At 71.3% G+C, this 16,230-nt stretch carries 11 protein-coding genes; 4 read left to right on the top strand and 7 right to left on the bottom strand.

Annotated elements, in window-relative coordinates; translation table 11 throughout:
• The first annotated feature begins 302 nt into the window (after window positions 1-302).
• The gene (locus ACWD38_RS27820; RefSeq protein ID WP_450125245.1) at window positions 303-743 is read left to right on the top strand and encodes an Rv3235 family protein; all 441 of its coding nucleotides are present in this window, start codon (window positions 303-305) and stop codon (window positions 741-743) included.
• An 80-nt stretch (window positions 744-823) separates the two neighbouring features.
• Here the strand turns inward: ACWD38_RS27820 and secA are convergent, their stop codons facing one another.
• The 7 genes from secA to ACWD38_RS27855 form a co-directional block, all read right to left on the bottom strand.
• Window positions 824-3,745, bottom strand: coding sequence for a preprotein translocase subunit SecA (gene secA, locus ACWD38_RS27825; protein WP_184482283.1), 2,922 nt, complete (start codon window positions 3,743-3,745; stop codon window positions 824-826).
• A 213-nt stretch (window positions 3,746-3,958) separates the two neighbouring features.
• A complete protein-coding gene (gene hpf, locus ACWD38_RS27830) occupies window positions 3,959-4,660 on the bottom strand; it encodes a ribosome hibernation-promoting factor, HPF/YfiA family (RefSeq protein ID WP_184482285.1) in 702 nt (233 codons plus the stop codon).
• A gap of 485 nt (window positions 4,661-5,145) precedes the next feature.
• Window positions 5,146-5,919 (bottom strand): ComF family protein, encoded by a 774-nt coding sequence (locus ACWD38_RS27835; protein ID WP_184482287.1) that lies wholly within the window; start codon window positions 5,917-5,919, stop codon window positions 5,146-5,148.
• Between the two features lie 70 nt (window positions 5,920-5,989).
• The gene (locus ACWD38_RS27840) at window positions 5,990-7,705 is read right to left on the bottom strand and encodes an LpqB family beta-propeller domain-containing protein (protein WP_184482289.1); all 1,716 of its coding nucleotides are present in this window, start codon (window positions 7,703-7,705) and stop codon (window positions 5,990-5,992) included.
• A complete protein-coding gene (gene mtrB, locus ACWD38_RS27845; RefSeq protein WP_425503575.1) occupies window positions 7,702-9,567 on the bottom strand; it encodes an MtrAB system histidine kinase MtrB in 1,866 nt (621 codons plus the stop codon). The genes ACWD38_RS27840 and mtrB overlap by 4 nt, the downstream gene beginning before the upstream one ends.
• A 19-nt stretch (window positions 9,568-9,586) precedes the next feature.
• On the bottom strand, window positions 9,587-10,264 hold the full coding sequence (gene mtrA, locus ACWD38_RS27850) for an MtrAB system response regulator MtrA (RefSeq protein ID WP_221315928.1): 678 nt from the start codon (window positions 10,262-10,264) through the stop codon (window positions 9,587-9,589).
• Between the two features lie 175 nt (window positions 10,265-10,439).
• Window positions 10,440-11,078 (bottom strand): dTMP kinase, encoded by a 639-nt coding sequence (locus ACWD38_RS27855; RefSeq protein WP_184482293.1) that lies wholly within the window; start codon window positions 11,076-11,078, stop codon window positions 10,440-10,442.
• A gap of 101 nt (window positions 11,079-11,179) precedes the next feature.
• On the opposite strand from ACWD38_RS27855, the gene ACWD38_RS27860 reads away from it, so the two are divergent.
• From ACWD38_RS27860 to ACWD38_RS27870, 3 genes are all read left to right on the top strand, one after another.
• The gene (locus tag ACWD38_RS27860) at window positions 11,180-11,857 is read left to right on the top strand and encodes a helix-turn-helix domain-containing protein (protein WP_184482295.1); all 678 of its coding nucleotides are present in this window, start codon (window positions 11,180-11,182) and stop codon (window positions 11,855-11,857) included.
• Window positions 11,858-11,984: 127 nt separating this feature from the next.
• Window positions 11,985-12,821, top strand: coding sequence for a hypothetical protein (locus ACWD38_RS27865; RefSeq protein ID WP_450125246.1), 837 nt, complete (start codon window positions 11,985-11,987; stop codon window positions 12,819-12,821).
• Between the two features lie 365 nt (window positions 12,822-13,186).
• A complete protein-coding gene (locus ACWD38_RS27870; RefSeq protein ID WP_184482299.1) occupies window positions 13,187-15,874 on the top strand; it encodes a hypothetical protein in 2,688 nt (895 codons plus the stop codon).
• Window positions 15,875-16,230 lie beyond the last annotated feature (356 nt).

A 16,230-nucleotide genomic window follows, 5' to 3' on the forward strand; every position in this document is an offset into this window, starting at 1 on the left:
CACTACCAGTACTACCTGGAAGCTCAGTCAGACCCCCGCCGCACCCGGTCCGATTCGTTTTCGGCCCGTTCCGTGCTGGCAGAAAGAAATCTACAGGACCTCCACAGCCCCTTGAACACCACCCCCCTCCAATAGCGAAATCGCAGGTCACGGCGGGTGAACGGCGGGTGTCTCCCGTTTTGGCGGCGCTCACACCTTCGGGGCGATCTGCGCGCGAAGTGACCGCATCCGGGGTTCGGAGCCCTCCTTCTTACGAGACCGGCCGACCCGGTCGATCCGCAGCGCCCCGTTCAGGAGGAGTCATGACCGCTCCGGCCGCCCCGCACCCGATCCTGCTGCCCGCCGCCACCGATCCCTACCTCGTGCCGGACGGCCGGGCGATCGCCCCGAGCTCGCGCACCGAACTCGCGAACTCCTCCGCCGCCCCGGCGGACCGCACCTCGGGCGCGCTGGCCGGGGTGCTCGGCGCACCCGTCATCGACGTCCTGCTCGGACGCCGCCCGCTGAGCCAGATCAAATCCCGGGTGTCGCCGAGCGTGCACGGCCTGCTCAAGTCCGGCTCCGTGCGGCGGCTGCTGCACGAACCGCAGCAACGGCTGCTGTCGATGCACGCGTGCGCGATCAGCCCGGACCTGGTCGAGGGATGCGCGGTCATCGCCTCCCGAATCCGCACTCGCGCGCTCGTGCTGCGCTGGGAACGCAGTGACGGAGGCTGGTCGTGCACCTTCCTGTCCGTCGTCTGAACCGTCCGGCGCTCGAACACGACATCGCCCCGCACTCCTCGTGGAGTGCGGGGCGATGGGGGAACGCGGCGGGCGGGGCCTCAGTGCCGCTTGTGCTTCTTGGCCTCTTCCCGCGCAGCGGCACGGCGCTGCCGCCGGGTGCCGCCGTTGTCGTCGCCACCGTTGTCCTCGGTGCTGGTCTGCACCTCACCGGACTCGGCCGGACCGGAGTAGTTCAGCCGCGGGCGCTGCGGCGGGGTGAGTCCCTGACCGCCGAACGCCGGCGGAGCGCCGTCACCACCGACCGTGCCGCCGCCGAGCTGGCTCATCGCCGGGCCTGCGGAGCGGGAACGCTTGGAACGGGGCTGCGCCTCCGCACCCGAGGCCGCCTGCCCGCCCGCGCCGGCCTGCTGGCGCTGCTGGGCGGCCGAACGCGGCACGGCGGGCTGCACGTCCGTCGGGAAGTCCGAACCGTCGGAACGGCTCACCGACACCGGCACCGACGGCTGCTCCGGAGCGGGCTCCGGCTCGGCCGCCTCCACCTGGACGTTGAACAGGAAGCTGATCGACTCTTCCTTCAACGCCTCGAGCATCGCGTGGAACATGTCGAAGCCTTCCCGCCGGTACTCCACCAGCGGGTCGCGCTGCGCCATCGCACGCAGGCCGATGCCTTCCTTCAGGTAGTCCATCTCGTAGAGGTGCTCGCGCCACTTGCGGTCGAGCACGCTGAGCACCACCCGGCGCTCCAGCTCCCGCATGGCGCCCGTGCCGACCTTGCCGTCGACCTCGGCCTCGCGCCGGTCGTAGGCGTCCCAGCCGTCGTTGAGCACGGCCTCCTGGAGGCTCTCCTTGCTCACGTCGTCCTCGTCCTCGACCAGCTCCTCCCAGTCCAGCTGAACCGGGTAGAGGCCCTTCAGGGCCGTCCAGAGCTTCTCGAAGTCCCAGTCCTCGGCGTAGCCCTCGGAGGTGGCGCCGTTGACGTACGCGGCGGTCACGTCCTTGATCATGTGCCGGACCTGCTCGCGCAGGTCCTCACCTTCCAGGACCCGGCGGCGCTCGGTGTAGATCACCGAACGCTGCTGGTTCATGACCTCGTCGTACTTGAGGACGTTCTTGCGGATCTCCATGTTCTGCTGCTCGACCTGGGTCTGAGCGCTGCGGATCGCCTTGGTGACCATGCCGTTCTCGATCGGCACGTCGTCGGGCACCTTCAGCCGCGTCATGACGGTCTCGACCATGGCGGCGTTGAACCGGCGCATCAGCTCGTCGCCCAGCGACAGGTAGAAGCGGGACTCACCGGGGTCGCCCTGCCGCCCGGACCGGCCGCGCAGCTGGTTGTCGATGCGCCGCGACTCGTGCCGCTCGGTGCCGAGCACGTACAGGCCGCCGGCCTCGCGAACGCTCTCGGCCTCCGCCTTGACCTGGGTCTTGACCTTGTCGACGACGCCCGGCCACTCCGCCTCGTACTGCTCGCGGTGCTGCACCGGGTCCAGGCCGCGGCGCCGCAGCTCGGCGTCGGCGATGTGGTCGACGTTGCCGCCGAGCACGATGTCGGTACCGCGACCGGCCATGTTCGTGGCGACCGTGACGGAGCCCTTGCGCCCGGCCTCGGCGATGATCCCGGCTTCCGATTCGTGGTGCTTGGCGTTGAGGACGCTGTGCGGCACGCCCTTCTTCGTCAGCAGCTTCGCCAGGTACTCGGAGCGCTCCACGCTGGTCGTGCCGACCAGCACCGGCTGACCGGAGCGGTGCTTCTCCTCGATGTCCTCGGCGACGGCCTCGAACTTCGCGGCCTCGCTCTTGTAGACCAGGTCGGGCTGGTCCTTGCGGGCCATCGGCTCGTTCGTCGGGATGCTGACGACGCCGAGCTTGTAGGTGCCCTGGAACTCGGCGGCCTCGGTCTGGGCCGTACCGGTCATACCGGCGAGCTTCTCGTAGAGGCGGAAGTAGTTCTGCAGCGTGATCGTGGCCAGCGTCTGGTTCTCGGCCTTGATCTCGACGCCTTCCTTGGCCTCGATCGCCTGGTGCATGCCCTCGTTGTAGCGGCGGCCGTGCAGGATTCGGCCGGTGAACTCGTCGACGATGGTGACCTCACCGTCGCGGACGATGTAGTCCTTGTCGCGCTTGTAGAGCTCCTTGGCCTTGAGCGCGTTGTTGAGGTAGCCGACCAGCGGGGTGTTCGCGGCCTCGTAGAGGTTCTCGATGCCCAGCTGGTCCTCGATGATCGTGACGCCGTCCTCGGTGACGCCGACGGTGCGCTTGCGCTCGTCGACCTCGTAGTGGGCGTCCTTGCGCAGCATCGGCGCGAGCCGGGCGAACTCCTGGTACCAGCGCGAGGACTGGTCGGCCGGACCGGAGATGATCAGCGGGGTGCGGGCTTCGTCGATCAGGATCGAGTCGACCTCGTCGACGATGGAGAAGAAGTGCCCGCGCTGCACGCAGTCGGCCAGGCTCCACGCCATGTTGTCGCGCAGGTAGTCGAAGCCGAACTCGTTGTTCGTGCCGTAGGTGATGTCGGCTTCGTAGGCGCCGCGGCGCTGCTCGGGGGTCATGTCGGCGGTGATCGCGCCGACCTCCAGGCCCAGGAAGCGGTGCACCCGGCCCATCCAGTCGGAGTCGCGCTTGGCCAGGTAGTCGTTGACCGTGACCACGTGAACGCCCTTGCCGGCGATGGCGTTGAGGTACGCGGGCAGCACGCAGGTCAGGGTCTTGCCCTCACCGGTGCGCATTTCGGCGATCTGGCCGAGGTGCAGTGCCGCACCACCCATGAGCTGCACGTCGTAGTGCCGCTGCCCGAGCGTGCGGTGCGCGCCCTCGCGGGCGACGGAGAACGCCTCCGGCAGCAGTTCGTCCAGCGATTCGCCGTCGCTGTGGCGGCGCTTGAACTCGTCGGTCTTGGCCCGCAGTTCGGCGTCGGAGAGCGCGACCGCTTCGGCTTCGAGCTCGTTGATGTGCGCCGCGATGGCGCGCAGGCGCTTGAGCGTCTTGCCCTCGCCGGCGCGGAGCAGTCGGGACAGGACCATCCGGTCGACCTCACTAGCTGATCGTGATGCGCCCGTCACGGACGCCTTGTGGTCATCGTATTAGAGCCGGGTTGCCTGGGTGGCGGTTCCGGCGGAGCGTCGGTCGGCACCGGGCCCCGGACGGCGACCGTCCCCCGCGCACACGGTACGCGGGGGACGGTCGGTGGGGTCGGGCGCTGGCGCAGACTCGCCGGACGCCCGCTGATCGTCCGGTCAGGCGGCCAGCCGGATCACCCCGTAGTCGAATCCTCTGCGCCGGTACACCACGCTCGCGCTTCCGGTGTCCGCGTCGGAGAACAGGTAGAAGTCGTGGCCGACCAGTTCCATCTCGTAGAGGGCTTGGTCGACGGTCATGGGCGTGGCGGTGTGCTCCTTCTCGCGGACGATCCGACCGGGTTCGTAGCCGTCCCCGTCCGCGCTGCCGCGGGGCATCGGGACCTCCCGGTCCGTGCCGGGCATCGCGGTCTCGGCGATGGTCATGTCGGCGTCGTCGGCCACTTCCTCGGCGGGGGCTTCGAGGAGCCCGACCGCGGTGGTACCGCCTGCCGCGACGGTCTGCGTGGTGTTCGCCGAGGTCGCTTCCGCGACGGAGGTGGACTTGTGCCGCCCGTAGTGCACTTTTCTGCGGTCGTGCATGCGGCGGAGGCGGTTCTCCAACTTGCTCGTCGCCGAGTCGAGCGCGGCGTAGAAGTCCCCTGCGGCGGCTTCCGCTCGGACGGCGGGCCCTCGGCTCTTCAGGGTGATCTCCACGCGTTGGCAGCTCTTCGCCTGTCGCGGATTGCGTTCGTGGAACAGCTCCACGTCCGCCCGAATGGTCTTTCTGTCGTAGCGCTCCAGCCGGGTCAGCTTGTCGGCGATGTGCTCCCGGTAGTGCTCGGGAACCTCAACGTTGCGACCCTTGACGACGATGTCCATTCACGACCTCCGTTCCTTGCGTACATCCCGTGGACGTGTCCGCACGGCGGCACCGGAACCGCGATCGATCTCAGTTCGCTTCCGGCGCCAGGGACATGGGTTCCTCACTCCTTCCCAAAGCCCGGGTACGACTGAATGCAGGCACGTTAGCTAACTTCGCCAACGGGAAACAGCCCCCGAGACGGGCGACGTCAAGCCACCACTGAGCGTGATGTGCAGGGCTGAGCGGGCGACGCGCGAGGCTCGCGGCGGGCGTTTCCACGGCGTGTCCCACACCACTCGTCTCACTCTTTCGGGCTGGAAGTGATCGAGTTGCGGTCACCGAACGCCACTGCGCGACCTGGGTCCCGCCGCAGGTCCCCGGAGCTCCCCCGCAGGTCGGAGCGCCCGGGCACGAGTGCCGTCGACTGCTCATACCCGCTGAACGAACGAGGGGCGCCCGGAAGTTCCTCGGATGTCGGGCCGCCGGACAACACACGATCGTGTTAACCCGAGGTCGCGGTCAGCACCAGGACCGCGGTGACCGGCACGCCGTGCCGCGCCAGGGCGTGCACCGCGCTCATGGCGGTGGCGCCGGTGGTGAGCACGTCGTCGATCAGCAGCACCGGCTCACCTGCGGGCGGCGCCCGCCGCGGCAGCACCGCCACCCTCCCGGCCAGGTTGCGCAGCCGCTCCGCCGGGGCGAGCCCCACCGAGTCGCGCGCGCCGGGTGCGGCCACCAGGCAGTCGGCGACCTCGGCGGCTCGGCCGCGTTCCGCGAGCACCGCCGCCGACCGGAGCGCCACCCGCGTCATGTGCGCCCCACCGCGCCGCCGCGAGGTGATCGCCCTCGACGGAGCGGGCACCAAGTGCCACGTCCCTGCCGCCGCGAGGTCCGGCCCGGTCATCGACGCGAACGACCCACTTCCGGCGGAATCCGGCTCCCACCGGAGGAGCCCCTCCAGGCCGTCGGCGATCGCGGTGCCGAACGGATCGGCGAGGTCGCGGCGGCCCGCGGCCTTGTAGGAGACGACCGCTCGCCGCGGCGCGCCGCGGTACCGGCCCAGGGCGAACACGGGCGGCGCGGCGGTGGAATCCGGCGGCGCCGGCAGCTCGCGGACCACCTTGCGCAGCCCGCCGAGTTCCCGGGCGCACTCGGCGCACCACCCGGTTCCGGGCCGGGCGCAGCCCGCGCAGCGCAGCGGCAGCACCAGGTCGAGCAGCCCGGACGCGGCGGCGGCGAGCCCGGTACCGGTTCGGTGCCACCGAGATCCGCTCATGCCGTGCAGGGTGCGCGAAGTCGCCGTCCGACTCACCGGGGCGAGTCGGACCGCCCGCGGCGAACCCGGATCAGCCGGGGAAGAACGGGAGCGAGTTCCCCTCGATCTCGCCCGGCAGCACGCTCCACACCGCGTTCGACGCGGTCGCCTCCCAGAGCCAGCGCTGATCGGCCACCACGACGCGCTTGCCCGGCCCGACGGTCACGGCGTTGATCGGTTGCGTCAGGTTCGCCGAGGCGTACTCGGTCCAGTCGAAGCCGTCCACGGTGACCTCCATGACCGGCGAGGAACCGTCGGTGGCCGCCACCAGGGACTTGTCGGTGAGCCAGTCCACGCCCGTCACGCGGAAGTCCCGGTCCGCGCCCAGCGTCACCGGGTGCCGCAGCGCGACGCGCCCGTCCTCGTCCACGACCGCCCCGACGACGATGCGCCCGTCGACCACGCCCGCCGCGCGGGTCCCGTCGTGCGACAGGCGCAGCTGGGTGAGCTGCCTGCCGCCGGAGAACTCGGCCACGTCGACCGGCCGGACGCCCCACGACTCGCCTTCGTCGACCGCGCGGAACACCTCGTGGCCGTTGACGACCGCCCACACCTCGGAGTCGCCCCGCCAGGTGGGCCTGCTCATGAAGCTGCCGGTGGGCGGCAGCTCGGGCATGTCCTCGCCGTACGGGCCGACCCGCAGCCCCACCATCCCGGAGGGTTTGCGGGCCACGGCGGCGAGCCGCGAACCGTCGCCGGACTGGGCGGCCTGCACCACTTCCAGCGCGCCGGACCCGGCGGGCCCGGGGATGGGGCGGACGTTCTCGTCGAGCACGTGCAGCCGTTCCCCGATCACGGCGAGACCGGGCAGGCCGGGGCTCACCGCGTTGTCGCTCTCGAAGGACTCGACGTCCGCCGGTTGCAGGTCCCGCTTGCCGGGCAGCAGCGCGACACCTTCTTCCTGCAGCCGCACCCGGGCCTTGCTGACGTTCTGCAGCGACAGCACGACCTGTGCGGCGAGCATCTGCCGCGACTCCATGTCGGGTTCGCCGAGGCCGCTGAGGTTGACCACCAGCGCGCCGTCGTCGTCCTCGCTGACGTTGGTCTTCGTGCTGGCGCCCCGCGGGAGCTGGCTCGCCATCGCGTCCTTGAAGCCCTCCGAAGGACCGGCGATGAGCAGTTCGATCACGCGCTGCGGCAGCGTGACCTCGGGCTGGGACCCGACCCAGCGCAGGTCGGGCACCACGCCGCCGCCGTCGTGGTCCGCGAAGTAGATCGGCACCGCCATGAAGCCGTCCTTGAAGGAGGCCCTGCTGATCACCATGTCCTTCGGTGGCGAGGCGATCCGCCACTGCCCTTCCCGGTTGCGCTCGACCCGGACCTGCACCTCGTACGGGCCGACCTCGGGGACGAACGAGGCGTCCGGCCGCAGCCTCCCGACCCGGTCCGCCTGCAGGCTCACGAGCTGCACGTTCTCCGGCAGGTTCGGCGGCGGCGGCACCGGGATGGTGTCGATGTTGTCGACGATGAGCACCGAGTTTTCCGGTTCCCAGCGCCGTTGGGCCTCGTCGGTCAGGTACTCCTTGGCCGCCGCGAAACCGCTCTCCGGGGTGGAACCGGTGTCGGCGAAGCTGCGCACGAGGTCGAAGGAGTTCACGCCGCGCGGCGGTTCCGGCGTCGTGGCTCCGGGCGCGTTGCCCTCAACGACGGGCTGCACCGCCATCGGATCGGACCGCTCGGGGATGGAGGCGCAGGCGCTCAGCGGGAGCAGGGCCAACACCAGCACGGCCAGCCGTCGACGGGTCATCGCAGGTCCTCCCAGCCTCGTTCGACGGGCGCGGCGCGACCGCTCCTGGCGTGGTCGGCCTTCGCCTGATCGACCCTCGCCTGGTCCTCGCTCGGCGGGTGCTCCGCGCGCTCCTGGTCGGCGGAGTCGTGCGGGGACGGTTCGGAGAGCCGTGCGGGACCGGTGTCCCGGACCGCGCTCTCCCCCTCCTGCTCGCCGTCGGACTGCGCGTCGAGGGTGCGGGCCAGCAGCGCCCCAGGGGCGGCGATGCGGCGTCCGACGGGCAGCGCCAGCGGGCTGTCGGTGAAGTCCTGCCCCGGCGTGCGCGGCAACGTCAGCCGGAAGCACGATCCCGAGCCCGGTTCGCCCCACGCGTCGAGCAGCCCGCCGTGCAGCCGCGCGTCCTCGGAGCTGATGGACAGGCCGAGTCCGGTGCCGCCGGTGCGGCGGTTGCGGGACGGGTCGGCGCGCCAGAACCGGGTGAACACCAGTTCCGCTTCGCCGGGGCGGAGTCCGACGCCGTAGTCGCGGACGCTGACGGCGACGGCGCGGTCGTCGGCGCCGAACCGGATCTCCACCGGCCCGCCTTCGGCGTGGTCGATGGCGTTGGCGATCAGGTTGCGCACGATGCGTTCGACGCGGCGGGCGTCGCCGACCAGGTCGAGGTCGTCGCCCGCCACCTCGACGCGCAGCGGGACCTTGCTGGTCTCGGCGATGCCGCGCACCGAGTCGACGGCGCGCTGCACGATCGCGGGCAGGTCCAGCGGTTCGGCGGCGAGTTCGGCGACGCCCGCGTCGAGCCGGGAGATCTCCAGCAGGTCCGCGAGCAGCGCCTCGAACCGGTCCAGCTCGTCGACGAGCAGCTCCGTGGAGCGGGCCAATCCGGGCGGGAACTGCTCGCGGGAGGCGTGCAGCACGTCGGCGGCCATCCGGACCGTGGTCAGCGGGGTGCGCAGTTCGTGCGAGACGTCGGAGGTGAAGCGGCGTTGCAGCTGGCCGAACTCCTCCAGCTGCTTGATCTGCTGCTTGAGGCTGTCGGCCATCTCGTTGAACGACTCGGCGAGCCGGGCCACGTCGTCCTCGCCGATGACCCGCATCCGCTGGTCCAGGTCGCCGTCGGCGAGGCGCGCGGCGTTCTGGGCCGCCTGCCGCACCGGCCGCACCACTTGGCGGGTGACGAGGTTCGTGATGGCGCCGAGCAGGACCACCAGGACCAGCCCGCCGACCAGCAGGGTGCTCTGAACGAAGCCGAGCGTGCTCTTCTCCGAGGTCAGCGGGAACAGCAGGTACGCCTGCAGTGAGCGGGTGGAGCTGTCGACCGGGGTGCCGACGACCAGCATCGTGACCGGCTCGTTCCCGCGCGGCACCGTGGTGATCTGCTTCGCCAGCTGGCCCTGTTCGACGAACCTGCGCAGCCCGCCCGGCACGTCGCGCAGCGGACCGGCGAAGGGGTGCGGCTCGGATCCGGCACCCGCGCCGTCGACCAGCACGGGTTCGAAGGCGCCCGCGGCCGGTTGCTGCGCGGAATCGTTCGAATTGGGCGTGGTGAGGCGGTTGAGCGCCTGTTCGAGCTGCTGGGAGACGTCGTCGGAGTTCGGGTCGACGGCGGTCAGTTCCCGCTCCAGCACGGGCAGGCTCGACTGCACCTGGCCGATCGCGGCGCGTTCCTTCGCCGTCATCAGCTGGTAGGTGATCTGCGTCTGCAGCACCATCCCCAGCACGCAGATGACCACCGAGGACAGCGCGAGCGTGCTGACCACGACGCGCAACTGCATGGAGCGCCGCCACACGCGTTCGAAGCGCTGCCAGCGTTCCCGCAGCTCATCGCGGGCACGCGTGCCCCACCGGCGCAGCACCTCGCCCCGGCTCGCCCACCCGCTCAACGCGACCTGAGCCGAGGGGTCACGGCGGGCCCGCCTTGTACCCGACACCGCGGACCGTCAGCACCACCTCGGGGCGTTCCGGGTCGCGCTCCACCTTGGACCGCAGCCGCTGCACGTGGACGTTGACGAGCCGGGTGTCGGCGGCGTGCCGGTAGCCCCAGACCTGTTCCAGCAGGACTTCGCGGGTGAACACCTGGCGCGGCTTGCGGGCCAGCGCGACCAGCAGGTCGAACTCCAGCGGGGTGAGCGCTATCGGCACGCCCTCGCGGGTGACCTCGTGGCCGGGGACGTCGATGCTGAGGTCGCCGATGGCGAGCACCTCGGCGGGTTCGGCGTCGGTGCGGCGCAGCCGAGCGCGCAGCCGGGCGACGAGTTCCTTCGGCTTGAAGGGTTTGACGACGTAGTCGTCGGCGCCGGATTCGAGTCCGAGCACCACGTCGACGGTGTCGCTCTTGGCGGTGAGCATCACGATCGGCACCACGGACTCGGTGCGGATCGCCTTGCACACGTCGATGCCGTTCATGCCGGGCAGCATGAGGTCGAGCAGCACCACGTCGGGTTTCAGTTCGCGCAGTGCGGGCATCGCCTTGGTTCCGTCGCTGACCACAGCGGTTTCGAACCCCTCGCCCCGCAGGACGATGGTCAGCATTTCGGCCAGGGCCGGATCGTCGTCCACCACGAGCACGCGCGCCTTCATGCCCCACATGGTTGCACTTCTCACTCCTGGGCCGGACAGCACCCGCCGATCGTCACCGCAGGTCGTCATGCCTGCACTGAACGCGGAGGGACTTGTACCGCCGAACGGGGTACTCAAGGTGCGAACCGGCCGCGGTGCGCGCACCGCCCGCGATCACCGCGGGTTTCCGGGCGCGTCAGCCGGTGATCTCGGCGGCCAGCTCGGCGTAGTCGGGGCGTTCGGCGCCGTCGATCACCCGCCACGGCGACCACCAGCCGATCTCGGCGAGCCCCTCGTACACCGCGCCGCAGCGCTGCTGCAGCGAGGAGTCGGATTCGAAGTTGTCGCGGCGCCGGGTCTCGGTGCGCTCCCGGTGCTCGGCGCGGGAGGCCGCCACGTCGGCCGGGACCCGCAGCAGCAGCTGCAGGTCGGGCCGCGGCACGGCGAACCGCTCGATCTCGAGTTCCCGCACCCACCGCACGAACTCCCCGTCGGCGCCCTGGTGCAGCCGGGCGGCGCCGTAGGCGGCGTTGGAGGCGACGTAGCGGTCCAGCAGCACCACGTCGTGCGCGGCGAGGTCCGCGCGCAGCGCCTCGGCCGCGTCGCGCCGGTCCAGCGCGTAGAGCACGGCCATGCCGTGCACGGATTCGCCGAGGTCGCCGTGGCCGCCGTGCAGCGCTTCGGCGACGAGTTCCGCGTGCACGTCCGCGGAGTAGCGCGGGAACGCGGCGTGCGCGACGGTGCCGCCGCCCTGGCGGATCCGCTCGGTGAGCCCGGCGGCGAGCGTGCGCTTGCCCGCGCCGTCCAGTCCTTCGATCACGATCAGCCGCCCCACGCCGAGGACGATACGCAGCGACCGCGCGCAGACCGCCGATAGGGTTGACGTGGCGCGAAAACGGTTCACATCCGCGTGCGATGCCGCAAAACTCGACTCCCGTGGCGCTCCCCCTGCCGGACGGCGGTTACCGCACCTTCCGCGATCACCTCTCGGCGGACGAGTGGCATGACCTGCTGCGCGTCGGCGCTCGGGTCGATTTCGAACCCGGCGGCGCGCTGCTGGAGGAAGGCGACGACGGCGATCACGTGCTCGTGCTGCTGTCCGGGGCCTGCCAGATCGTCGGCGCGCGGCTCGATCAGGGACGCGCGCTGCTCGCGGTGCGCTGGGCGGGGGACGTGATCGGCGAGCAGGCGGATCTGGACCAGCAGCCCCGATCGGCCAGCGCCTACGCCTTGTCGAAGTGCTCGGCGCGGCTGCTGCGCGGCACCGAGTTCGCCGCGTTCATCCGCCGTCGCAGGCTCGATCGGCAGCTCACCCGCTACGTGAGCGCGAAGTTGCGGTCCAACAGCAGCATGGTCGCCGAGCTGGCCGGGTTGTCGGTGAAGTCGAAGGTCGCGTGGCTGCTGTGCCGGCTGGCGGCGGCCGACGAGGTGGACCGGTTCGTGCAGCTGTCCCAGCGCGAACTGGCGGATCTGCTGGGGATGTCGCGGACGTCGGTGGCGGCGAGCCTGTCCGATTTCCGCGCCCTGGGGTTGTTGCGCACCGAGTCGCACGGCGTGCAGGTGCTGAAGATCGACGCGTTGCGGGCCGAGATCAACCCACCTGAACACATGTGATCCACTTCATAATCGAGGGTGTCCGAAATCGGACACCTCCCCCAGCTGATCCGTTCGATGCTGGATCTCGACGAGCCGAGCGGCGCCGATCCGGCGCGGCGCCCGGCCGAGGCAGGAAGGACACGTCATGTCGACCGGTACCAGCTCCACAGTGCGACGCACCAAGCAGCTGCCGCCGTACCGCGCGGTGTTCGCCGTGGACACCAAGGACTTCAGCAACAGCCCCAGCGCGCACCAGGAACAGCTCAGCCAGGACATCCCCGCACTGCTGGAAAAAGCCCTGGCAAGCTGCGAACTGTCCCGGCTGTGGGACCAGCGGGTGTTCGGCACGTCCACCGGCGACGGCTACTACTTCGGCGTCGACGCCACCGACGTGCCCTTCCTCGTCGACCCGTTCCTCACCGAACTCGACGAAGTCCTCCAAGAACACGACGAGGAAGTGCGCCGCCGCGACCGCGACCTGCGCCTGCGGCTGCGCGCCAGCATCCACCTCGGCCCCATCCCCGACAGCGGACTGTCCACCGCGATGAACGAAACCCACCGCCTGCTCGACTCCGCGCCCGTCCGCAAGATCCTCGACGAGTCCGACCCGGACTCCACCTTCCTCGCCGCGATCCTCTCCGAACGCGTCTTCACCGACGTCATCCGCGGCGCCTACGTCAAACTCCGCCCCGCCCGCTTCGCCGAACGCGCCGTCAAGGTCAAGAGCTACGAAGACGTCGGCTACCTCTACACCCCCACCGCCTCGATCAACCCCGACCGGCTCGACGGGGTCGACGCCGCCCCGGTCGACGCCGCGCAGCTCCAGAAGGACCAGCAGAAAGCACCGGAACCGCCAGCCCAGTCGTCGGTCACCAACACGGTGAACAACACGGTGCACAACGATTTCTCCGGCTCCAGCAGCGGTTCCGTGCTGCAGGTGGGACAGGCGCGGGACATCAACGGCTTCAACGGGCAGAACTGAACGAACGTGCGGGAACGGCGCCCGGTCCTGCACGAAGGGGGTGCAGGACCGGGCCCGAGGAACCGCGGAGGGGACGGTTCCTCGGACCGGCGGCCTCGTTCGCCTTCTGGGGATAGGCGAACGGGGCCGCCGTGCGCGTTCGCGCCGCGACACGCCTGGCATCACCCGGACGGTGCCCCCGTCCGGACGCGCGCGCAGCGCGGTGCACGCCCCTGACCTGGATCTCCGCGCCAGTCCCGGCGAACCCGGGACAGGCGGGGGCGAGGGCCGTCACAATCGGGTGTCGGAGGGCTCGCCACGAGTCGATCTGCGGTGGACAATCACTGCCAAGTGATCATCACCGACCCGATGGCCAGGAGGCACAAGTGCAGATACCGGGGCCCGACACCCGCGTGGTCGAGCTGCGGGTGCACGGCATCCTCGGGACCACCGGGGATGCGCTGACCGACTCGGTGGCCTCGGTCGACGTCGCGGGTGACGGGGTGGGGCGCATCGTCCGGCCCGCGGACCGGCTGCGCCGCCCGGTGCCCGGTCCGATGCTCACCGCCGGCGACCGCACGGTGCCCCGGATCGTCGAGGGCTACGTCTGGGGCGGGATGACCTCCGGCGGCTGGGCGAAGGCCAGCTGGGCGCTGATGTTCCCGTTCGCGCTGAGCAACGTCGCGCACTGGATGCTGCCCCCGCCCAAGCCCGGGAGCGCCGTCGGCGGCGCGCTCTCGCACGTGCTGCGGGCGCTGCTGCGGGTGAGCGCGCTGCTGCTGACGATGCTGTTCGTCGCGCAGCTCGCGGTGGTGCTGCTGGACCTGCTCGCTGCGCAGTGCCTGCGCCCCGGAGCGCAATGCCTGACCTACGTGCCGGAGTCGCTGCGCGCCGTTCCCGCGGTGCGCGCGGTGCCCGCTGCGCTGCTGCTCGGGCTGATCGTCCTGCTGATGCACCGGCTCTCCAGCGTGTCCTGGAAGGTCTCCGGGGCGTGGAAGCCGCTCGGGGGCCGCGGCGACAACTCCCGGCACTCGGCGCGGGCCGCGGTGCTGCCGGGCGCCAACGTCGTCGCCGACCCGGACACCCCCGCGCTGCGCGCGCTGCACGTCGTCGGGGCGCTGTCGGTGATCTCGGTGCTGGCGCTGGGCGGACCGCTGACGCCGAGCGCCGATCCGCGCTGGCTGCTGGCCGAATTGCTGCTGGTGGTCTCCCTCGGCGGCACCCTGCTGCTCGACGACCCGAGCGGCATGGGTTCGGGCCCGGTCGCCGCGGTGGTGCGCGGCCTGCTGAGCCGCGCCGCTCGCCGGATCGTCGTGGCCGCCGCGGGAGTGCTGCTGTTCTCGGTGGCGATCCTGCCGGGGCCGCTGAACGCTCCGCTGCCAGGTTCCGGCGCGACCGTGGACGTGATCACCGTCGGCCTGCTGCTGACCTGCGTGGGCGTGGCGGTGCTGCTGGTGCCCGCGGCGCTGCTGGCGCGGCCAGGCTGGTCCTCGGTGCCCCGCGATCTGCGCCCGTGGGCGGGCGGCTGGATGGCGGCTCCGGTGCTGATGCTGGCGTGCATGCTGGGCGCCGGGTTCGGCGCGGGCCTCGCGCTGACCCTGCGCCAGGCGCTGGGTGCGCCGGAATTCCTGCGGCTGCCCGCCGCCTACGACGACGTGGCGTTGTTCTGGGGCAGCGCCGCCGTGCTGTTGGCCGTGGGCGGCGCCGGTCTGGGCTGCTGGATGCTGATCAGGCGCTGGTTCCCCCACGGCACCGACGACGTGCCCGCGCAGGTGGCGCTGCTGCACGCGGGCAGGCAGCAGGACCAGCGCAACGCGGCCGGGTCCTGGCGGATGGCCGACGTGCAGCGCCGCTACTCGCACCACGTGCTGCTGCTGGTGGCGGCGGTGCTCACCGCCAGCACCGTGCTGGCGCTGGGCCTGCGGGCGTGGAACTTCCCGCGCACCGAGTGGGCGGACTGGCTGCGCACCCTCGGCGTGCTGGCCCTGGGTCTGCTCGCGGCGGGGCTGCTGCGGATGGTGCAGCTGGCCGCGAAGGAACGCACCGCCGGTCGCTACCTGGGAATCCTGTGCGACCTCACGTTGTTCTGGCCGCGCGAGGCGCACCCGGTGGTGCCGCCGTGCTACGCGCTGAAGGTCGTCCCGGAACTGGCGGCCCGCGCCGCCGAGCACTTGGCGGAGCCGGACACCCGGGTCGTGCTGGTCGGGCACAGCCAGGGCAGCCTGCTGGCCGCGGTCGCCACGGCGCGGCTGCTGGAGTCGCTGCCGGAGGCCGATCGGGAACGGGTCGGCCTGGTCACCGCGGGTTCCCAGTTGCAGTGGGCGTATCCGCGGGCGTTCCCCGGTGTGGTGCCGCACCAGTCGCTGCGCGATCTGGCCGGGTCGCTCAGCGGGCGCTGGCGGTCGTTGTGCCGCGGTACCGACCCGCTCGGGGGCGCGGTGACCACGTGGAACCGGCAGGTCTTCGACGGGATGCTGATCGGCGTCGGGTTGCGCCCGGACGGTTCGCACGGTCCGCTGCCGCCCGCGACGCGGGGCCCGACGGGCGCGCTGGTGCTGGGCGGAGATCACTGGTTGCCCGATCCGCAGCGCGGACCGTTCTCGTTCCGCCGCTGGGTTCCGGGTGTGCTGGGGCATTCGGACTACAGCGGGGACCCGGAGTGGGACCGGGCGGTCGCGATGGCCGCCGGGTTGGAGATCCCGGTCCGGGGAGCCACGTTGCCGCTGCGCACGCCCGCGGCGACGGCGGTGGCGCAGGCCTCCGATCCGCTCGGCGCGCTGAGCGAGCCGCGCCGCACCGGTGAGGCCGAGGAGGCCCGCCGCGGTGGCACCGAGTCCACCGCGGGCGCGGCATCGGCGGACGAGCCGGCCTCGGGCGAGGACGCGACCGTGACGGACCTGCTGGGCTGGGACCCCGACGAGGCCGCCGAGTCGGACGAGGCCGCGGCCTCCGCCGCCGGCGAAGCAGCCGACGAGGAACCCCCCTCCCGCTCGGCGCTCCCGGAGCTCACCGACCCGCGAGGCCGAGTCGCCCCCTGGGAACGCGGCAACGCCCTACGCGCCGCAGACCGCTGACCCCCGGTCCGTCCAGGCCCGCGGAGAACCGCTCCCCCGGACCGAGCCACGCCCGGCACCTGCTCAGCCTTCACACCAAGCCCGGCCGAAGACCACACCACACGGCCGGACTCCCTACGTTGAGCAGCGAAGCCGTGCCCTGCGGCGAAGCCGTGCAGTCGGGCTGCGGAGCAAGCCTGCCTTGCGGCCGAAGGCCGTGCCTGTATGTGCGAAGCACATAGCCCACGTCGAAAAGCCGACCACCCGCGGGTTCTCAGTCGTCTTCTCGCGAGGACAGCTTTTTCCCTCGTGGCGGAGCCACTCGGGAAAAAAAAACCCCACCCAGAAAAAAAAAAAAGTTACACCAAAAACAAAAA

The sequence above is a fragment of the Saccharopolyspora sp. NPDC002578 genome, assembly GCF_053592695.1.